Origin of the sequence: Actinomadura madurae (genome assembly GCF_047130825.1) — a bacterium.
In the GTDB taxonomy this organism is placed as follows: domain Bacteria; phylum Actinomycetota; class Actinomycetes; order Streptosporangiales; family Streptosporangiaceae; genus Spirillospora; species Spirillospora madurae.
In genome coordinates, this window is the sequence record NZ_CP083237.1 from 3,168,559 (window position 1) to 3,188,237 (window position 19,679).

Consider the following 19,679-nt stretch of genomic DNA (forward strand, 5'->3'; position numbering starts at 1 on the left):
GCGGGGGGCCTCGGGAGGAGACTTCGGTGGCCCACAGGGACGGTACGGACGAGCTGGTGGTCCGGGCACGCGACGGCGACGGTGACGCGTGGGCCCGGCTGGTCGAGCGGCACAGCGGGCTGCTGTGGTCGATCGCCCGCTCGCACGGGTTGAACGACGCCGATTCGGGCGACGTGGTGCAGACCACCTGGCTGCGGCTGGTGGAGCGGATCGACGGCCTGCGCGAGCCCGCCGCGACGGCGTGCTGGCTGGCCACGACCGCGCGCAACGAGTGCCTGCGGCTGCTGCGCCGCCGCGGCCGGGAGCTGCCGGCGGTGCCCGCGCCGCGCGCGCCCGAGCCCGGCCCCGACCGGGTCGTCGCGGCGCGCGAGCGGCTCGGCCTGGTCGGCGCGGCGCTGGAGGCGCTGCCGCGGCGGTGCCGCACGCTGCTGCGGCTGTTCGCGCTCGCGCCGACGCACGCCGAGCTGGCCGCCGCCCTCGGCATCCCCCTCGGCAGCGTCGGGCCGACACGGGCGCGCTGCGTGGAGGCGCTGCGGAGGCTCGTCCCGTGAACGACGACGAGCTCATGGCGCAGGTACGGGACGCCTTCGAGATCCTCGACCCGGTGCCCGCGGACGTCCTGGCGGCGGCTCGCGCGTCGATCGCGTGGCGGACGCCGTCCGCGGCGCTCGCGGAGCTGGCCCTCGACCGGGGCGGGCGCGCGGCGGCCGGGGTCCGAGGCGGCGCGGGCCGCACGCTGACGTTCGCGTGCCCGGACCGCACGGTGGAGATCGAGGTGACGCGGGACGGACGGCACCGCGAGATCACCGGGCGGCTCGTCCCGCCCGCGGCGGCGCTGGTCCAGGTCCGGCACCGCGACCTGACGGCGGGCGCGCTCACCGCGCGCGCCGAGCCGGGCGGGCTGTTCTGCCTGCCGCGCGTCCCGTCCGGGCTGGTCAGCCTGGTCTTCCGGCTGGACGGCGGGGCATCGGTCGTCACGAGCTGGGTCCGGCTGTGACAGGCCGGGACGAGCGCGCGCTCCTGCGGATGGCCGCCATGGACCCGGCGGCGGCCTTCGCGCGGGCGAAGACCCTCCTTGAGAGCGGCGGCGGAATCCTCGCCTTGCGGGTGGCCGGGCTGGCGGCCAAGGAACTGGGGAGGCTGGAAGAAGGGCTCGCCTTCCTGCATCGTGCGCTGGAACTGGCGTCCGGGTCCGACCCGTATGCGGCGGCTCAGGTGCGGATGAACCTGGTCGGCCTGCTTACCGCACGCGGGGACGTCACCGAGGCGTTGGCCAACGCGTCCCGTGCGGAGACCGCCCTGCGCGGTCTCGACGCGGATCGCCTCGCCGCGAACAGAGCATGCGCGCTGGCGCGGGCCGGACGGCTGGACGAGGCGCACGATGTCGCGGCCGACGCCCTGCCCCGCCTCCGCGAGGGACACGACCCCGCCGCGCTCAACGGGTTGCTGACCAATCTGGGTCTGGCGCGGGCGTTCCGCGGTGACCACGTCGGTGCGGAGGAGGCGCTGGTGGAAGCCGTCGCCGTCGGGGAGGCCGCGGGGCTGCGCCACCAGACGGCCATGTCGAAGGGGAACCTCGCGTTCGTGGCGTCGCGGCGCGGGGACGTCCCGCGCGCGCTCGACCTGTTCGCCGAGGCCGAACCCGGCCTGACCGGCGAACGCCTCGCGCAGTGCCGGTTCGACCAGGCCGAGACGCTCATCATGGCCGGCCTGCCGGGCGAGGCCCGCCCCGTCCTGACCGCCGCCCTGGACGCGGCCATCGAGCACGGCTACGGATGCGACGTCGCGGACGGCTTCCTGCTCCTCGCGCACGCCGAGCTGGCCGACGGCAACGCCGAACGGGCCACGGAAGCGGCCGAACAGGCCCGCACGACGTTCGCCGAGCAGGAGCGCACCGGATGGATGCTCCTGGCCGAGCATCTGCTGCTCAAGGCCCGGTGGGCGTGCGGTGAGCGTTCCGCCGTCCTGCTCCGCTCCGCCGTGGCGGTCGCCGACCGGCTGGAGGGCGGCGGCTGGTCCGACGCCGCCGACGAGGCCCGGATCGTCGCCGCGCGTGTGGCGCTGTCGCTGGGACGTCCGGCGGGGCATCTGCTCACCTCCGTCGGACGGTCCCGCGGCCCAGCGCCCGCCCGGATCGCCGCCTGGCACGCGCTGGCCCTCGAACGCGCGGCGCGCGACGACCACAGCGGCGCGGTGGCGGCGGTCAGGAACGGCCTGGAGGTGACCGAGGAGCACGCGGAGGTGCTCGACGCGCTCGACCTGCGCGCCCGCGCGGCGGGATGCGCCGCCGAGCTGGCCGGGTTCGGCCTCCGCCTCGCCGGCTCGGCGCGGGAGCTGCTCGCGGTGGAGGAGCGGCGGCGGGCGATCGCGCGCCCGGTCCGGGTCCGGCCGCCGCGGGACCCCGAGCGCGCCGCCGCGCTGGCCGCGCTGCGCTCCCTCAGCGTCGACCACACGGCCGACACGGCCCGCGGCGGCGTCCCGTCCGCGCCGCCGGCCCGGATGGCCGAGCTGGAGGCGGCGATCCGCGCCCGGACGCGGCGCCGGCCGTCCGGCGCGTCCCCGCCGTGCTCGGGGGCGGCCACCGAGATCGCCGCGGCGCTCGGCGACCGCGCCCTGGTCGAGCTGGTCGACATCGGCGGCGAGCTGCACGCCGTCACCGTCGCCGACGGCCGGCCGCGCCGCCACCACCTCGGGCCGTGCGAGGAGGCCCTCCGCGAGATCGGCCTGCTGCGCTTCGCCGCCCGCCGCCTCGCCGAGCGGGACGACACCGCGGCGCTGTCCGCCCTCACCGCCACCGCCGGACGCCTCGACCGGCTCCTGCTCGCCCCGCCGCGTCCCGTCCTCGGCGACCGGGAGCTGGTCATCGCCCCGACCGGCGCCCTCCACGGCCTGCCGTGGGCGGTGCTCCCCTCGCTGGCCGGACGCCCGCACGCGATCGTCCCGTCCGCCGGCGCGTGGCTGCACGCCCGCACGCGCGCGCCGTCGGGCGGGCACACCGTCCTCGTGGCGGGCCCGGACCTCCACCACGCCGGCGAGGAGATCGCCTCGCTGCACCGCCTTCACCCGGAGGCGGTCGTCCTGGACGGCGACGGCGCGCGGGCGGAGACCGTCCGGGACGCCCTCGACGGCGCGGCGCTGGCCCACATCGCCGCCCACGGCGAGTTCCGCGAGGGGAACGCCCTGTTCTCCCGCCTGCGCCTCGCCGACGGCCCGCTGCTGGTCCACGACCTCGACGAGCTGGCCGCGCCGCCGCGCCTGGTCGTCCTGTCCGCCTGCGACATCGGCCGCGCGGACGGGGGCGACGCCGTCCTCGGCATGGCGGGCGCCCTGCTCGCGCTCGGCACCGCCACGGTGATCGCCAGCGTCACCCCGGTCCGCGACGAGGCGACCCCCGCGTTCATGGCGGCCTTCCACGCCTCCCTCGCGGCCGGCCTGAGCCCCGCCCGCGCCCTGGCCGCGATCCCCCGGGCGCCGGCGACGGCCGGGTTCCTCGCGATGGGCGCGGGCTGACGCCGGGCGGGCCGGTCAGTTCTCGCCGGTGGCGATCGGGTTGGACGGGTCGGTCACCCAGTTCGACCAGGACCCGACGTAGAGGGCGGCGGGGATCCCGGCGAGGGTGAGGGCGAGGATCTCGTGGGCCGCGGTGACGCCGGACCCGCAGTAGGCGCCCACGTCGAGGGCGTCCGTGGCGCCGAGCTGCGCGAACCGCTCGCGGAGCAGTTCGGGGGGCAGGAACCGGCCGTCCACCCCGACGTTGCCGGACGTGGGGGCGTTGCGGGCGCCCGGGATGTGCCCCGCGACCGGGTCCACGGGCTCCTGCTCGCCGCGGTAGCGCTCGGCGGCGCGGGCGTCCAGCAGCACGCCCGCCGTCGCCAGCTCGGCGGCGCCCTCGGCGTCCAGGACGGGCAGCCGGCCCGGGTTGGCGATGTAGTCGCCCGGTTTGGGCTCCGGCTCCGCGGTGGTCACCGGGAGGCCCGCCTCCGTCCAGGCGCGGTAGCCGCCGTCCAGGACGCGGACCCGGTCGTGCCCGAAGTAGCGCAGCGACCACCAGACCCGCGCCGCGGACGTGGAGTCGGCGTCGTCGTAGGCGACGACCATGCTGTCCGCCGAGACGCCGGCGCGGCGCATGGCGGCCTCGAAGACGACGGGTTCGGGAAGGGGATGCCGGCCGCCGGGGCCGGGCGGGCCGGCCACGTCGCGGTCGAGGTCGACGAACACGGCGCCGGGCAGGTGCCCCCTGCGGTAGGACTCGATCCCCGGCGGTCCCGCCAGATGCCATCGGACGTCCAGCAGGACCACGGGCGTCTGCCGCCGGAGCAGCCGGTCCAGCGCGGGCACTTCGATGAGAGGGTGCACATCGCCAGTTTGACCGCCGATGCCCCGATTAGGGAGGGGCGAATCGGGACTCATCTCAACTCCCCAGGTATCAGGGCCGGGACGTGCCGAGCAGCGGCACCAGTTGCTCGGCCGGGACGAGGGAGCCGTGCATGCCGACCATCCTGTTCAGCCATGGTTCCCGCTCGGTCGCGACGATCGCGAGGTCGGCGTGCGGGACGGCGACCACGTCGCCGACGCGCCCCAGCATCCCGTCGCCGACCGGACCGAACCAGCCGCGCGCGACGGCCTCCTCGCGCGGGACGACCCACGCCCGCCCGTCCAGCGTCTCCGTCCACGCGGCGAGCACGTCGCCGTGGGCGCCCGGCGCGCTGTAGACGTACCGGGCGCGTGCGTCCCCGCCGAGGAGGGCGACACCGTCCCGCAGTTCCGGGACGGTGTCCGCGTCGATCCGCTCGGCGGGGTCGACCATGCCGTGGTCGGCCGTCACGTGCAGGGCCGAGCCCGACGGCAGCACCTCGGCGATGCGCTGGGCGAGCATGTCGACGAACCGGAGCTGGTGGCGCCAGTCCGCCGAGCCGACGCCGAAACGGTGGCCGGTGGAGTCCAGGTCGGGGTGGTAGGCGGTCACGTAGGACCGCTCGCCCCGGCGCAGGGCCAGCTCGGTCCGTCCCACGAGCTGGCCGAGGCCCTCGGCGGCCAGGTAGGCGGCGCCGCGGGCGGTGGCGCGGCTCAGCCCCGAGCGCTTGTACTGGCGGAGGGAGACGTAGCCGACCTCGACCCCGTCCGCCGCCGCCCGCTCGTACGCGGTCGGGACCGGCTGGAACTCCGCCGGGTCGGGGTCGTCGTCCTTCCAGTGCAGGCAGTTGAGCAGCCGGCCGGCGCCCGGGATCGCGACCTGGAGGCCGAGCAGCCCGTGCTCCCCGGGCGGGACGCCGGTCGCCAGCGAGGCGAGGCTCGTCACGGTCGTCGCCGGGAACCCGGACGTGATCGGGCCGCCGGCCATCGCGTTCAGGAACGGCGCCTCGCCGGGATGCGCCCTGAGCTGCTCCCAGCCGAGACCGTCCACGAGGAGGACGCACACGCGCGACACCTCGGGAACCCCCAGCACGTTCACCGCACCCGGGACGCCCAGCGACGCCAGCACGGAGGGCGCCAGATCGGCAAGGGCCCCGCCCCCGTACCGCGCCACCGAAAGCTCCTCAGCAGTCACCACACCACCCCCTCACGAGAGGACAACCCCCCCCCGCACCAACGAACCGCCCGCCGCCCACCGCTCCCCGGAAGCTCCGCTCCGGTCACCGGACCACCTCCTCGCGGGGGGACAACCCCCCGCACCCCCCGCACGAGCGGACCGCCCGGCGCCCTCCGCCGCGCGGAGGCTCCGCTCCGGTCACCGGACCACCTCCTCGCGGGGGGACAACCCCCCGCACCCCCCGCACGAGCGGACCGCCCGGCGTCCTCCGCCGCGCGGAGGCTCCGCTCCGGTCACCGGGCGGTCGCGGTCGACAGTTCCTCGGCGAAGGCCAGGACCTGGCGGACGGCGTCGGCGCCGTCGGCGGCCTCGCTCACCCGCAAGGACAGGTCGTCGGCCGTGACGCTGCCGGTGTAGCCGTGGTCGGCCTCGCAGTTCTCGTCCCCGCACGTCGCGGGCTCCAGGTCGATGTGCGCGATGGCCCCCCAGCCGATGGTCAGCACCACCTCGGTGGGCGGGACGCCCGGCACGTAGGACGCCGGGTCCGGGACGACCCGCGTGACCGCGACCGACTGGACGCGCTCCAGCTTCACCGCCTCGGTGGTGGTGGACGCGTGCGGCCGGGTCATCCCCTCGCCCGGCGGGTGCTCGTCGGTGTGGCACACCAGCAGCCGGCTCGCCGACAGCACGAGCACGGTCACGTGCCTGCGCACCTCCATCGCGGGGTCGAAGGTCGCCTCGTGGTGGACGACGTAGGCGGTGACGTGCTCGTCCCCGACCGCCGACTCGACCGCGTCCGCGACCAGGGCCGGGTAGTAACCGCTGCGCTCGATCGCCGTGCGCAGCCCACTGACGGTCGCTCGGGTTTCCCTCATGGCCCCATCCTGCCCTGTCCGGGACGGACGCGCACATGACCCGGGGTGCGCGGTGATCCGGGCGCGGGCGGGGTAGGGGGTGGGCATGGACGAGCATCCCCTGCCGACTCCGCCGCCGGTGCCGCCGCCGACGCCGGACCCGGCCCCGCCCCCGCAGCCACCGGTGCCGCCCACGCCGCCGCCCGGCCCCGCGCCGCAGCCGCCGGGGCCCGTTCCGCCCGGTCCCGCGCCCGAGCCGGTGCCGCCGGGCCCGCCGCCGGAGCCCACGCCCCCCGGTCCGGCGCCGGAGCCGACGCCGCCCGCGCCGCCTCCCGAGCCGATCCCGCCGGGGCCCGAGCCGGATCCCGTCCCGCCGACGCCGGAGCCGAGCCCGCCGCCGCCCCCGGGCTGACGTCAGAGGCGGCGCGGCCCCAGCTCTGGCCGCGGCCCGAGCGGACGTTCCAGGGTGAGCGTCGCCGAGCGCACCGTCGCGCCCGCGCCGCCGGCCACGACCGGGTCCAGCTCCACCGCCACCTCGGGGAGGTCGTAGCCGAGGCGGGACGCGCGCAGCAGCAGGTCTTCGAGGGCGGCGGTGTCGACGGGCTCGGCGCCGCGGTGCCCGAGCAGCAGCGGCGCGGTGCGGATCGCGCGGATCATCTCCGCCGCCTCCGCGTCCGCCAGCGGCGACAGCCCGGTAGGCGCGGTCGTCCAGCAGGTCGGCGGTCTCGTCGGCGATCCCGAAGGAGATCAGCGCGCCGAACGAGCGGTCCTCGCGGACGACGATGCGGGTCGGCACCCCGTCGCCGCCGTCGGCGACCTCGATGCCGTAGCAGCCGAGCAGCTCGGCCGCCTGCTTGGGGGTGGCCTCGACCGGGCCGCCGTCCCCGAGCCATCCCGCGACCAGCTCCCGCGCCCGGTCGCGGTCCACGTCCTCCAGCACCGGCGTCCGGCCGGTGGGACGCTGCCGCCACAGCGCGTACCTGATCACGTACGCCAGCGCCCGGACGGCGTCCTCCGGGGAGGCGTAGGACGGCACGGACCCCTCCGCCGCCGTCCCGTCCGGGCCGGGCACGCGCAGGTCGGCGGGCATCCCCTCGGTGCCGAGGTAGGTCGCCACGATCGGCTTGCGGCCCTCGGCGGCCAGCCGGAGGATCTTCTCGGGGACGCGCACGTCGTAGCCGCCGATCGTCGGCGGCGTGAACAGCGCCACGACCGCGTCGACCGTGTCGTCGTCCAGCGCCCCGGCGAGCGCGGCCTCGTAGTCGTCGGCGTCCGCGCGGGGGCCGAGGTCGATGCGCGGCCGGACGTCGAGGCCGAGCGCGACGGCCTCGTCCTGCGCCAGCAGGCCGAGCGAGTTGGAGTTGTCGATGATCGCGATGCGGTCGCCGGCCGGGAGCGGCTGGTAGGCCAGCACCTGCGCCACGTCGAACAGCTCCGCGAGGTCCTCCACCCGGATCACGCCGGCCTGCTCGAACAGCGCGCTGACCGCGTGGTCGGGCAGGGTGAGCGCCCGCGCGGCGTGCCCGAGCGGGACGCCCTGCGTGCTGCGGCCGCTCTTCACCGCCACGATCGGCTTGCGGCGGCCGAGCCTGCGCGCGAGCCGCGTGAACTTGCGGGGGTTCCCCAGCGACTCCAGGTAGAGAAGGACGGCCTTGGTCTCCGGGTCCTCCTCCCAGTACTGCATCAGGTCGTTGCCGGACACGTCGGCGCGGTTCCCGGCGGACACGAACGTGGACAGGCCGAGGCCGCGTTCGGCCGTCCGCTGCAGGATGGCGATGCCGAGCGCGCCGGACTGGGAGAAGAACCCCACCGGGCCCCGTCCCGGCAGGGTCGGCGCCAGGGTCGCGTTCAGCCGCACGTCCGGGTCGGTGTTGGCGACGCCGAGGCAGTTGGGCCCGACGACGCGCATCCCGTACGCGCGGGCGAGCCGGACCAGCCGCTCCTGGGCGGCCCTCCCCTCGTCCCCCACCTCGCCGAAGCCGGACGACACGACGACCAGGCCGCGCACCCCCTTGCCCGCGCACTCCTCCACGACCTCGTGGACGGCGTCGGCCCGGACGGCGACGACCGCGAGGTCCACATCGTCCGGGATCTCCAGGACGGACGCGTACGCGCGGACCCCGGCCACCGCCACGGCCGTCGGATGCACCGGGTACACGGGGCCGGAGAAGTCGCCGGACAGCAGGTTGCGCAGGACGGTCTGCCCGACGCTGTGCTCGGCGCGGCTCGCCCCGATCACCGCCACCGACCGCGGGAACAGCAGCCGCTGGATCGACCGCGACTCGGCGCGGTGCTCGCGCGCCGTCATGACCTCCAGCGACGTCTCCGTCGGCTCCAGGTCGAGGACGAGCTCGATCACGCCCTCCTCGAACCGCTGCTCCGCCCGGTAGCCGGCCTCCCGGAAGACCCGCGTCATCCTGCGGTTGTCGGGCAGGACGCTCGCGACGAACCGGCGCACGCCCCGTTCCCGCGCCGCGGCGGCGATGTGCTCCAGCAGCACCGGGCCGACCCCGCGGCCCTGGTGCGCGTCCTCCACGAGGAACGCGACCTCCGCCGTCTCCGGGCGGTCGGCCAGCCGGTCGTACCGGACGACCGCCACCATCTCCCCCGCGATCGTGGCGATCAGCGCGACCCGCCGGTCGTGGTCGACGGTCGTGAAGTGCTCGACCTCGCGGTCGGACAGGCGCGGGCGCGGCGAGAAGAACCGGTAGTAGATCGACTCCGGGGACAGCCGGGCGTGGAACGTGCGCAGCAGACCGGCGTCCTCGGGCCGGATGGGGCGCAGATGGGCCGTCCCGCCGTCGCTGAGGACGACGTCGGCCTCCCAGTGGTCCGGGTAACGCTCGGTCACGTACCCGAGGGTAAGGCACGGGGGCGCCGCCGCCCGTGCGAGAAAAAACCGGCTTCCTTGGTTTTCGCTGCGCGTTCGAGACCTAATCGGGGCGCGAGAGCTGTTACGGTCAACCACACGCCCGGAATTGCCGCTCGCGCGGGCCGTGTTGATCGAGGTGATGACTCCATGACGCGCGTGGTCGTGGTCGGCGATCTTATGACCGACACCGTGGCGCGTGCCGCCTACCCCTTGGCCAAGGGGAGCGACACGCCCGCCGCCGTGACGATCCATGGTGGCGGCTCCGGCGCCAACGTGGCCGCATGGCTCGCCGTGGAAGGGACCGACGCCGCCTTCGTCGGCCGCCGCGGCTCCGACATCGCCGGCCGGAACCGGGACATGGAACTGATGGGCTACGGCGTCGACGCCCGGCTCGTCATGGACCAGGAACGTCCCACCGGCACCTGCGTCGTCATGGTCACCCACAAGGGCGACCGGACGATGTTGTCGGACCCCGGCGCCAACGGCGCGCTGCTCCCCGAGGACATCGAACGCTGCAAGGACCTGTTCTCCCAGGGCACCCACCTGCACCTGTCCGGCTACTCGCTGATCAACGAGGGCTCCCGCAAGGCCGCCATCCACACCCTCGACCTCGCGCGCAAGGCGCAGATGTCGGTCTCCGTGGACGGCGGCTCCTCCTCCCCGCTCAAGCGGATGGGCGCGGAGCCCTTCCTGGAGTGGACGCAGGGCGCCCGGCTCCTCGTCGTCAACGCCAAAGAGGCCGAGATCCTCACCGGCCGCGACACCCCCGCGCAGGCCGCCAAGGTGCTGACCGCCTGGTACCCGCAGGTCGTCATCAAGAGCGGCGCCGACGGCGCCCTCTGGTACACCAACGGCCGCCCCGAACCGATCACCGTCTCCGCCGAGCCCGTCGACAAGATCGTCGACGGCACCGGCGCCGGAGACGCGTTCGTCGCCGGCCTGCTCCCGCCCTGGCTGGACGGCAAGCAACCCGCCGACGCCCTCACCGCCGGCTGCCGCCTGGCCGCCCGCGCCATGCAGCACCTGGGCGCCCGCCCCACCCTCGACGTGGTCGACAACCAGATCAAGTAACCGGGCTCGCGTGGGGTCCAGGGGCCTCCCCTGGACCCTTCGGCCGCTGGTCTCCGCCGCGTCGCGGGGTGCCGATCAGTTGTCTTGACGGGCTGTGTCGTAGCGCTGCCGGCCGGCGTTGATCTGGTGCCGGCGTTCACGCGGCCACGGTGACGATCGCCTCGGGTGTCGTTCCCGGCGGGGGCGAAGCCGATCCTGATGCCATCGGTGCCCGCTACCACCGCCTGTACCGGCGGCCCGACCAGGTCGAGGAGGTCATCGGAGACCCGGACGCGTTCCGCGCGCTCGTCGCCGAGCTCGACGCCCGGCCGAGCCCATCACCGATCACCGGCGGCTAGCCGCGAGTTCCGCCCCTCACACGCGCGCAAGGAGTCGTGTCGGTGGTCAGGCGAGGGGGGTGTAGGTGCGGACGTCCTCCTTGACCGCGTCCCAGAGACGGTTGAGGGGATGGCCCGCGTCGTAGCGTTCGAGGTCGGCGCGGCGGACGAAGGCGCCCGTCATGAGCTCGGCCTTGGGCTCAAGGTCGTCGTGCAGGCCGATGGTGCGGAGGGGAACGGCGTCCGGGTCCTCCTGCGCGGCCATTCCGCGGCCGATCGAGCCGGTGACGATCATGCAGCCGCGGACGAATCCGGACCTGAGCAGCGACAGCCCGTAGTGCACGTCGTCGATGTCGGCGACGACGTTGAGGCGCTCGCGGAAGTTCGTCCCGTACCAGGTGGCGAGCAGGTCGGCGACGAGCCCGGCGGGCGGCACCACGAGCGGGACGCGGCCGAGGCCGCTGGTCTCCACGGCCGCGTCCGGCAGCTCGGACTCCGGCAGGTTGGTGAGCAGCAGCGCCTGGCCCCGCGCGTACTCGATGACCTCGTACTCCTTCAGCCGCAGGTCGCCCTCCTGGGTGCTGACGATGCTGCCGCAGATGAGGTCGACCTGGCGGTTCTCCAGCCGCGACCACACGTCCTTCGTGCGGACGTGCAGGACTTTGAACTCCACTTCGCGCTGCCGGAACTCCTCCGAGACGCGGTTCCAGGCCCGGGAGACGATCGGCAGCGTGAACTCGGTCGTGCCGACGGTCAGCATGCGGCCGAGCCGGCGCCGGCTCAGATGAATGGACTCCAGCCATTTCTCGAAGGTGCCGCGCGCCAGTTCCACCGTCGCCTCACCGGTCGGGGTGAAGAGGAAGTCCCTTCCGCGGCCCTGCCGGACGGTGAGGACCTCACCGCACAGGGTCTGGCTGGTGCGGTTCAGCGTGTCGAGCTGCTTCTGGACGCTCGACTGCTCGCGTCCGAGGACACGCGCCGCCCTCAGCGCCGACCCCGTCTCGTGAACCACCAGGAGGGTCCGGAGCTGGTCGAACGTCATGTCGAGAAGCCCTGGCGGGCCGTCGAGAAGGGCGTCGAGGGTCGGTGACACGGGGAGGGACATTACTACCTCTTCCGGCGCCCCGCGGAAATGGCCGCGCGGTCAACTGAACGGGAAATGATGACATTTCCGCCTGAACTTATCCCAAGATGTTCTCCCAAACAACTGGACAGACTTTCCTGACCTCTAGAACACTTTCACCTCGACGGACCACTCCCTTCGCCGCCGTCATCCGTCCCACCAGGACGGCGGCGTTCCCGGGCGAGCCCCGGCGGTGCCGGCCGCCGGGGCCGCCGCCCGGTGCCCGACTCCCGTTCGCCGCGGCCCTTCTCCGCCGCGGCGCCGGGACCGGACGCCGGCCCGTGCGCGGGGCCGCGCGCACGGGCCGGCCCCAATCGTCCCGCCCGCGCCAACGGGGGCGCGCGGGCGGACGCCCCCACCCCACCCGCAACCTCCCCGGCCGTGGGTAGGAGGAGAGTGTGGGCGGTCAAATGAGAAGCGTGGATGAGGATTGTGGCCTTATGAGCGGCGATGACGTGGAGGGCCGGGTTCAGGCGGTGGTCGATGGGCTCGTGGCGTCCGGTAGCGAGGTCGGCTTGCAGGTGGCGGTGGTCGCGGACGGGCGGGTGGTGGCGGACGTGGTCGGGGGCGTCGCCGACTCGCGGCGGGGGCCGGCCGTCGCGCCGGACACGCTGTTCTACGCCGCCTCCACCGCGAAGGGCATCGCCTCGGCGGTTGCGCACGTGCTCGTGGAGCGTGGGGAGCTCGACTACGACCTGCGTGCGGTGGACGTCTGGCCGGAGTTCGGGGCGCACGGCAAGGAAGGGGTGACGCTTCGCCACGTGCTGCTGCACACGGCGGGCGTCCCCGGGCCGCCGTACGACACCACGGTCGAGGATCTGTGCGACTGGGAACATATGTGCGCGGTGCTCGCCGCGTCCGAGCCCTGGTGGGAGCCGGGGACACGCTTCGGCTACCACGCCCAGACGTTCGGCTTCCTCCTCGGCGAGATCGTGCGGCGGGCGACCGGGCGGACCCTGTCGTGGTGGCTGAGGGAGGTCCTCACACGTCCGCTCGGTGTCGAAGACGAGGTGCACTTCGGGGTTCCGGACGTCCTGCTGGATCGTGTCGCCCGGCAGGAGCCGCCGGAGGGGGCGCCGCCGGAGCCTCCGGCGCCGGGGTCTCCGGCGGACAGGGCGATCCCGCCGGGCATCAGGTCCGACGCCGCGTATGCCAACCGGGCCGACGTCCTCGGCTCCGACATCCCGTCCGCCGGGACCATGTCGGCACGCGGGGCGGCCCGCGTCTACGCGGGTCTCCTCGGCCATGTCGACGGCGTCGGTCTCGTCTCCGCCGCCCGCCTCTCGGACATGGCGGCCGTGAAGTACCAGGGCATGGACGAGGTGATGGGCATACCGACCGAATCGGCCTTCGGTTTCAGCACCTTCCGGCCCGGTGGCGCGCAGGGCCGACCCGGAACGACGTTCGGCATGGTGGGGATGAACGGCTCGGCCGCCTACGCCGACATCGACTCCGGGGTGGCCGTCGCGGTCATGCGCAACCGCTTCGGGTTCGACCTCGCGGCGGTCTCGCAGATCGACCGCATCGTGATGGAAGCCTTTCCCACCCGATCGGAGTGAGCGACCATGCAGAACCCGGTGACCCGGCTCGACGAGCGCTTCAGTGATCCCGCCGCCGAAGCGACGCCGTGGGCGACCACACGCGAGGCCTTGGAGGGCGCCCAGCTCTTCTGGATCACGACCGTCCGGTCCGACGGGCGCCCGCACGTCACGCCGCTCGTGGCCGTGTGGCTCGACGACGCCCTGTACTTCACGACGGGGCCCGAAGAGCAGAAGGCCCTGAACCTCCGCGCCAATGCCCATGTGGTCCTGACCACCGGCCGCAACGACTGGGACCGGGGGTTGGACGTGATGGTCGAGGGCGAGGCCCGGCGCGTCACCGACCGCGCCCTCCTCGAACGCCTCGCCACCGCCTGGGCCGCCAAATGGAACGGCGAGTGGCAGTACCAGGTGACCGACACCGGCTTCGCCCACGAGGTGGGCGAGGCGCTCGTCCTGGCGGTGCGGCCGACCAAGATCCTCGCCTTCGCCAAAGGCACCTTCGGCCAGACCCGCTACCTCCCCACGGACTGACCCCCCGCACCCGCAGCAATCGATGCGCGATGCGCGGTGCGGGTGGGTCCACGAGGGGTCACTACGACGCCGCCAGCACCAGGGAAGGGCCCGCGCCATCGCCGGTGTCCTCGTGGACGCGGGTGGCGGCGGTCATGGTCCACCCGTCTTTACGTGGTTGCCAAATGAGAGGGGCGGGTTGGGTTAGGAGGGGGTGGCCAGGGTCAGGGGGAGGATTTCGGTGGCGCCTGCTTCTTTTAGGAGGCGGGTGGCTGTGGTCATGGTCCAGCCGGTTTCTATGCGGTCGTCTACTAGGAGGGTGGGGCCCTGGTTGGTTGCTAGGGCGGTGGCGAGGTCGGTGGGGACGGCCAGGGAGTGCCAGACGGAGCGGAGGCGTTGGGCGCTGTTGTGGCGGCGTGGGGTCGGGTCGCCTAGTGGGGTCAGCTCGCCCAGGTACGGCAGGCGGCCGATCCGGGCGATGCTCTGGCCGAACGTCGTGACCAGGCGGGGGCGGGAGCGGGAGCCGATCGTGACGACGCCCGTGGGGCGGGCGGGCCAGTCCCAGGCGGCGAGGACCTGGACGACGGCGTCCACGAGGTCGGCGGGGACGTCGGTGTCGTCGGCGGCGAAGAGGTCGCGCAGGCGGTTGCCCCAGCCGATGTCGGTGAGGCGGCCGAGGGCGCGGCCGGTCTCGGCCTGGAGTTCCGGCTTGATGCGGCCGGAGACGCCCAGGTCGTCCTTGACGCCGGTGGGCCACATGCGGCGGGGGGCGATGTCGACCCCGGGACGGTGCAGCCGGTCGCGGGCCCGGGTGACGCTCTCGCGGGTGACCTCGGCGGGCCGGTGGCGGCCCGTGCAGTTGTCGCAGCGGCCGCAGGGGGCGGCGGCGGGGTCGTCCAGCTGGGTGCGCAGGTACTCCTCGCGGCAGGCCGTGGTCGAGATGTAGTCGAGCATGGCCTGCTGCTCGCGCCGGCGTTCGGCGGTGACGCGCTCGTAGCGTTCCCGGTCGTAGGACCAGGGCTCGCCGGTGGACGTCCAGCCGCCCTTGACGCGGCGGACGGCGCCGTCCACGTCGAGGACCTTCAGCATCATCTCCAGCCGGGCCCGGTTCAGGTCGACGAGCGGCTCCAGCGCGCCGGTGGAGAGGGGCCGGTCGGCGGCGTCCAGGACGTCGAGGGTGGCGCGGACGATGTGCTCCGGCGGGAAGGCGAGGCTGGCGAAGTAGGCCCAGATGTCGCGGTCCTCCCGGCCGGGGAGCAGGATCACCTCGGCGCGGTCGACGCCGCGTCCGGCCCGCCCGATCTGCTGGTAGTAGGCCACCGGGGACTGCGGCGCGCCGACGTGGACGATGAAGCCGAGGTCGGGCTTGTCGAAGCCCATGCCGAGGGCGCTGGTGGCGACGAGGGCCTTGAGCTTGTTGTCCTGGAGGTCCTGCTCGGCCTGGAGGCGTTCGGCCTGCTCGGTCTGGCCGGAGTAGGCGGCGACCTCGTGGCCCCGGTCGCGCAGGTAGCCGGTGATCTCGTGGGCGGCGGCGACGGTGAGGGTGTAGACGATGCCGGAGCCCGGGAGGTCGCCGAGGTGCTCGCCCAGCCAGGCGACGCGCTGCTCGGCGGTGGGCGGCGTCACCACGGCGAGGTGCAGCGACTCGCGTTCGAGGGGGCCGCGCAGGACGAGGGCGTCGGCGCCCGCGAGCTGCTCGGCGACGTCCTGGGTGACGCGGGCGTTGGCGGTCGCGGTGGTGGCGAGCACCGGGATCTCGGGCGGCAGGTCGGCCAGCAGGGTGCGCAGCCGCCGGTAGTCGGGGCGGAAGTCGTGGCCCCAGTCGGAGATGCAGTGCGCCTCGTCGACGACCACCAGCCCGGCGCCGGCGGCGAGCTTGGGCAGCACGAGGTCGCGGAAGTCGGGGTTGTTGAGCCGCTCGGGGCTGACCAGCAGGACGTCGACCGCGCCCGCCTCGACCTCGGCGAAGATCTGGTCCCAGTCGCCGGTGTTGGACGAGTTGATCGTGCGGGCGCGGATGCCCGCCCGGTCGGCCGCGTCGATCTGGTTGCGCATCAGCGCCAGCAGCGGCGAGACGATCACGGTCGGGCCGGCGCCGCGCTCGCGGAGCAGCCTGGTCGCCACGAAGTACACGGCGGACTTGCCCCAGCCCGTCCGCTGGACGACCAGGGCCCGGCGCCGCTCGACGACGAGCGCGCTGATCGCCGTCCACTGGTCGTCGCGGAGCCGCGCGTGGTCGCCCGCGAGGGCGCGCAGGCAGCGTTCGGCCTCGTCCCGGAGTCCGTCCGAAGTGCTCATGCGTCCTTGGTACCAGCGCCGTGGAAGACACCGCACCAGAATCACGTTCTGTGCAAAGGGTAAGGCCGGGCGGCGCGGATTTCGGACACCGGGGACGTGGGTAGCCTGCCAGTCAAGATCGGCTTCCAGGGCGGAAAGGGGCACGGGCAGGGGTATGGGCGCGGCTGAACGTTTGCGGCGAACGTGGCAGGTCCTGATGGACGGGTCGACCCCGGAACCCCACGAGGAAGAGCCCGGCGAGGTCGTCGATCCCCGGGCCGTCGACCTCGTCCTGCGGGTCGGTGAACTGCTCCTGGCCAGCGGCGAGACGACGGAGCGCGTGAACGAGGCGATGCTCGGCCTGGCCGTGGCCTACGAGCTCCCCCGCTGCGAGGTGCAGGTCACGCTGACCAGCCTCCTGGTGTCGGCCCACCCGGGCGGGGGCGCGCCGCCCATGACGGGAACGCGCGCCATCCGCCGCCGGACCCCGGCCTACTGGCGGCTCACCGCACTCCACCAGCTCGTGCAGGACGCGTCCATCGGCATGCTGGAACTGGACGACGCGCACAAGCGGCTCGCGCAGATCAAGCGGGGCCGCCCCCCGTACCCGGCCTGGCTGCTCGTGGTGTCGCTGGGGCTCATCTCCGCGTCCGGCAGTGTGCTGTCCGGCGGTGGACCGCTCGTCGCGACCACCGCGTTCGTCGCCACCCTCCTCGGCGACCGCGCCGCCGCCTACCTGGCGCGCCGCGGCGTCGCCGAGTTCTTCCAGCTGGCGGTGGCCGCCGCGATCGGCGCCACCGCGGCGGTGCTGGTGGTGGCGATGGGCAATCCCGGCCAGGCCGCCACGATCGTGACCGGCGCGATCCTGGCGCTGCTGCCGGGGCGCCCGCTCGTGGCGAGCATCCAGGACGGCATCACCGGTGACCTGGTCAGCGCGGGGGCGCGGGTGCTGGAGGTCTTCTTCATGATCGCGGCGATCGTCGCCGGGCTCGGCGCGGTCGTCTACCTCGCGGTCAGCCTCGGCGTGCCGATCGACGTCCGCCACCTGCCCACCCCGTCGGCGAAGCTGGAGCCCGTCGCGGTCATCGCCGCCGCCGCGATCTCGCTGACGTTCGCGGTGTCCCTGGCGACGCCGCGGGACGTGCTGGCGGCCACCGCGCTCGGCGGCGCGCTGATCTGGGTGCTGTACGTGCTGGCCCGCGGGTGGGACGTGCCGCCGGTCCTCGCCTCGGCCGTGGCCGCCACGATCGTCGGTGTGGCGGCGAGCTGGCTCGCGCGCAGGCACGGGCAGCCCGTCATGCCGTACGTGGTCCCGGCGATCGGCCCCCTCCTGCCGGGGACCGCGCTCTACCGGGGCATGGTCGAGCTCAACACCGGCTCGCCGCAGGCGGGCGTGCTGAGCCTCATCACCGCCGTGTCGGTGGCCCTCGCGCTCGGCGCCGGCGTCAACCTCGGCGGCGAGCTCGTCCGGGCGTTCCAGCGGGTGGGCCTGAGCGCGTCCGGGCGCTGGGCGCGCCCCGCCGCCCGCCGCACCCGCGGCTTCTGAGCCCGCCGTTTTGTCGGTGGCGGACGTTACGTTCGCCGCATGTACCGACAGGGAGACGTCCTGATCCTGCCCGTGCCCGAGGAGGCGGTCCCGCAGTCCGTGCGCGGCCTGCCGCCGTCCCCGCGCGACGGGAGGGGCCGCATGGTGCTCGCGCTCGGCGAGGCGACGGGGCACGCGCACGCGCTGACGGCGCCGGGCTCGCTGCTGCGCACGCCCGACCCGCTCGTCCCGGACCACCTGCACCTGCCGTCCGGCGGGCGGCTGGTGCACGAGGAGCACGCGCCGATCACGCTGCCCAAGGGCTGGTACCGGGTGATCCGGCAGCGCGAGTACGTGCCCGGGTCCGTCCGCGTCGTGGCGGACTGAGGTGGCCGCGATGCTCACCGGAACGGTACGCGAGACGCACTTCGTGGTCGGCGACTGGCAGGCGGTGGCGTTCACCGCCGCTCCCGCCGACCGTGCCCGGGCCGAGGCGGGCGTGGCCGCCGCCTACGCGTCCGCGGGGCTGGACGCGCCGGAGCGGTACGTCTGGGTGCCCTCCCCCGCGCGGGGGGCCGTCGCGGCGGCCGTCATCGCCGGGCATGGCGAGGCGCTGGAGGCGGCCGGTCTCGGCGGCCTCGTCGAACAGGCGCGGGCCGACCTCGGTGACGGCGAGGCGGGCGGGAGCGTCCTGCCGGAGGTGCGCACCCGCCCCTGGGAGGAGGAACGTGCGGCCGCCTGCTCCGAACAGGGGCCGGAGCAGTGGCCGCGCACATGGGCGGAGACCGGCGGCCTGCTCTGGAACCAGGTGCAGGCGCTGGTCGCGCGGGTGCGCGGCGCGATCGGCGAGCAGGCGCACGGCCGGCCGGGCGGCGCCGGGAACCGGGAGGAGACCCCGCAGCAGAGCGCGGCGGAGTCCCTGCTGCGCGCCGTCACGCTCGACGCGGTCCTGGGCCAGCACGACGCGCCGTGGCTCGCGCTGTTCGAGTCGCTCGGGCGGCTGGACGGCCCGCTCGCCGGCCTGGCGGAGGCCGCCCGTTCGGCGGGATGGTGGTGGCCCTACGAGCGGCTGGCGATCCTCACCGAGCGGCCGAGCGAGCTGCACCGCGACGAGCCGGGCCGGCTGCACCGCGGCGACGGCCCCGCCCTGGCCTACCCGGACGGGTTCGCGCTGCACGCCTGGCGCGGCATGCCGATCCCGCACGACTTCGTCGCGTCGCTGACCGGCCTCACGCCCGACCGCATCTCGTCGGAGCAGAACGCCGAGCTGCGCCGCGTCATGCTGGAGATCTTCGGCTACGACCGCTACCTGGCCGAGACCGGCGCGCGTCCCCTGCACCGGGACGAGACGGGCGTCCTGTGGTCGATCGAGCTGCCGGGCGACGAGCCGGTGGTGATGGTCGAGGTGGTCAACTCCACTCCCGAGCCGGACGGCACGCACCGCACCTATTACCTGCGCGTCCCGCCCGGTACCCGCACAGCACGCGCGGGGGTCGCCTGGACGTTCGGCGTGGACGAGGACGACTACCGCCCAGAAAAGCAGACCTGAGCCCCTCGACGGCCGGGGCGCACCCGGCCCGGCGGGCGTCCCCTGGTCGCACTTCCCCAGTAACCAGAGGACGCCCGCCCGTTCACGACGTGATGGTCTGCGCCCAGGTGACCTTCCCTCCGGCGGTCGAACGCCAGCCCCAGGAGCGCGCGAGGGCGCCGACGAGCATGAGCCCGCGCCCGCCTTCGGCGTGGAGGTCGACGATGGGCGCGGCGGGGCCCTCGGGGTTGTCGTCCCACACCTCGACCATGGCGGTCGCGTCGTCGAGCAGGTAGAGGACGAGCGTGATCGTGTTCGCGTGCCGGATCGCGTTGGTGACGAGCTCGCTGGTGATGAGCTCCAGGTCGCCGTTGACGTCGGCGCGGTTCCAGCCGTCCAGCGCCGCGCGCACCGTGTCGCGCGCGGCCCGCACGGCCGCGTCCACGGGTTTCAGCGCGAGGATGAAGTGGGGTCGTTCTCGATGGTCCACGGAACCGCCTAGGCTCGCCGGCTAACGCAAGCATGCGCCCT

Annotated in this window: 17 protein-coding genes and 1 pseudogene; 11 read left to right on the forward strand and 7 right to left on the reverse strand. The window is 74.6% G+C overall.

From position 1 onward, the window contains the following. Positions 1 to 26: 26 nt before the first annotated feature. The 3 genes from K8Z49_RS14305 to K8Z49_RS14315 are packed head-to-tail and all read left to right on the forward strand — an operon-like array spanning position 27 to position 3,510. Entirely contained in the window at positions 27 to 551 is a 525-nt protein-coding gene (locus K8Z49_RS14305; RefSeq protein WP_111829738.1) for an RNA polymerase sigma factor, read from the forward strand. Continuing rightward, a complete protein-coding gene (locus K8Z49_RS14310) occupies positions 548 to 997 on the forward strand; it encodes a hypothetical protein (RefSeq protein WP_083598454.1) in 450 nt (149 codons plus the stop codon). Before K8Z49_RS14305 ends, K8Z49_RS14310 begins: the two co-directional genes overlap by 4 nt. After that, entirely contained in the window at positions 994 to 3,510 is a 2,517-nt protein-coding gene (locus K8Z49_RS14315) for a CHAT domain-containing protein (protein ID WP_412519175.1), read from the forward strand. Before K8Z49_RS14310 ends, K8Z49_RS14315 begins: the two co-directional genes overlap by 4 nt. A 15-nt stretch (positions 3,511 to 3,525) precedes the next feature. Here the strand turns inward: K8Z49_RS14315 and K8Z49_RS14320 are convergent, their stop codons facing one another. The 3 genes from K8Z49_RS14320 to K8Z49_RS14330 all read right to left on the reverse strand — a co-directional run bounded on the left by K8Z49_RS14320 (position 3,526) and on the right by K8Z49_RS14330 (position 6,405). After that, entirely contained in the window at positions 3,526 to 4,356 is an 831-nt protein-coding gene (locus K8Z49_RS14320; protein ID WP_021600132.1) for a sulfurtransferase, read from the reverse strand. 70 nt (positions 4,357 to 4,426) lie between these two features. Then, positions 4,427 to 5,548 carry an alkaline phosphatase family protein gene (locus tag K8Z49_RS14325; protein WP_412519177.1) on the reverse strand — a complete coding sequence of 374 codons (1,122 nt, stop codon included), beginning with the start codon at positions 5,546 to 5,548 and terminating at the stop codon, positions 4,427 to 4,429. 275 nt (positions 5,549 to 5,823) lie between these two features. Then, positions 5,824 to 6,405 (reverse strand): DUF5998 family protein, encoded by a 582-nt coding sequence (locus K8Z49_RS14330; protein WP_024936637.1) that lies wholly within the window; start codon positions 6,403 to 6,405, stop codon positions 5,824 to 5,826. 85 nt (positions 6,406 to 6,490) lie between these two features. Between K8Z49_RS14330 and K8Z49_RS14335 the strand changes: the two genes are divergently transcribed. Further along, on the forward strand, positions 6,491 to 6,796 hold the full coding sequence (locus tag K8Z49_RS14335) for a hypothetical protein (protein ID WP_143118799.1): 306 nt from the start codon (positions 6,491 to 6,493) through the stop codon (positions 6,794 to 6,796). A 2-nt stretch (positions 6,797 to 6,798) separates the two neighbouring features. Here the strand turns inward: K8Z49_RS14335 and K8Z49_RS14340 are convergent. After that, positions 6,799 to 9,235: pseudogene (locus tag K8Z49_RS14340) on the reverse strand (GNAT family N-acetyltransferase). A gap of 168 nt (positions 9,236 to 9,403) precedes the next feature. Here K8Z49_RS14340 and K8Z49_RS14345 point away from each other — a divergent pair. Both K8Z49_RS14345 and K8Z49_RS14350 read left to right on the forward strand, forming a co-directional pair. Then, a complete protein-coding gene (locus tag K8Z49_RS14345; protein ID WP_021599641.1) occupies positions 9,404 to 10,327 on the forward strand; it encodes a carbohydrate kinase family protein in 924 nt (307 codons plus the stop codon). A 149-nt stretch (positions 10,328 to 10,476) separates the two neighbouring features. Next, positions 10,477 to 10,665 (forward strand): hypothetical protein, encoded by a 189-nt coding sequence (locus K8Z49_RS14350; RefSeq protein ID WP_021599642.1) that lies wholly within the window; start codon positions 10,477 to 10,479, stop codon positions 10,663 to 10,665. Positions 10,666 to 10,711: 46 nt separating this feature from the next. Here the strand turns inward: K8Z49_RS14350 and K8Z49_RS14355 are convergent, their stop codons facing one another. Further along, entirely contained in the window at positions 10,712 to 11,737 is a 1,026-nt protein-coding gene (locus K8Z49_RS14355) for a LysR family transcriptional regulator (protein ID WP_200871946.1), read from the reverse strand. A 470-nt stretch (positions 11,738 to 12,207) separates the two neighbouring features. Between K8Z49_RS14355 and K8Z49_RS14360 the strand changes: the two genes are divergently transcribed. Then, entirely contained in the window at positions 12,208 to 13,326 is a 1,119-nt protein-coding gene (locus tag K8Z49_RS14360; RefSeq protein WP_075024323.1) for a serine hydrolase domain-containing protein, read from the forward strand. Between the two features lie 6 nt (positions 13,327 to 13,332). Then, the gene (locus K8Z49_RS14365; protein ID WP_021595621.1) at positions 13,333 to 13,839 is read left to right on the forward strand and encodes a pyridoxamine 5'-phosphate oxidase family protein; all 507 of its coding nucleotides are present in this window, start codon (positions 13,333 to 13,335) and stop codon (positions 13,837 to 13,839) included. A gap of 183 nt (positions 13,840 to 14,022) precedes the next feature. Here K8Z49_RS14365 and K8Z49_RS14370 read toward each other — a convergent pair whose 3' ends face one another. After that, the gene (locus K8Z49_RS14370) at positions 14,023 to 16,116 is read right to left on the reverse strand and encodes a RecQ family ATP-dependent DNA helicase (protein ID WP_412519180.1); all 2,094 of its coding nucleotides are present in this window, start codon (positions 16,114 to 16,116) and stop codon (positions 14,023 to 14,025) included. Positions 16,117 to 16,312: 196 nt separating this feature from the next. Here K8Z49_RS14370 and K8Z49_RS14375 point away from each other — a divergent pair, with 196 nt between their 5' ends. The 3 genes from K8Z49_RS14375 to K8Z49_RS14385 are packed head-to-tail and all read left to right on the forward strand — an operon-like array spanning position 16,313 to position 19,169. After that, positions 16,313 to 17,641 (forward strand): threonine/serine ThrE exporter family protein, encoded by a 1,329-nt coding sequence (locus K8Z49_RS14375; protein WP_021595623.1) that lies wholly within the window; start codon positions 16,313 to 16,315, stop codon positions 17,639 to 17,641. A 39-nt stretch (positions 17,642 to 17,680) separates the two neighbouring features. Continuing rightward, positions 17,681 to 18,007, forward strand: a complete 327-nt coding sequence (locus K8Z49_RS14380; RefSeq protein ID WP_021595624.1) for a hypothetical protein — start codon at positions 17,681 to 17,683, stop codon at positions 18,005 to 18,007. A gap of 10 nt (positions 18,008 to 18,017) precedes the next feature. Continuing rightward, on the forward strand, positions 18,018 to 19,169 hold the full coding sequence (locus K8Z49_RS14385; protein WP_412519182.1) for a DUF6745 domain-containing protein: 1,152 nt from the start codon (positions 18,018 to 18,020) through the stop codon (positions 19,167 to 19,169). Positions 19,170 to 19,251: 82 nt separating this feature from the next. Here the strand turns inward: K8Z49_RS14385 and K8Z49_RS14390 are convergent, their stop codons facing one another. After that, complete coding sequence (locus K8Z49_RS14390; RefSeq protein ID WP_033333332.1) at positions 19,252 to 19,638, reverse strand: ATP-binding protein; 387 nt, start codon at positions 19,636 to 19,638, stop codon at positions 19,252 to 19,254. Positions 19,639 to 19,679 lie beyond the last annotated feature (41 nt).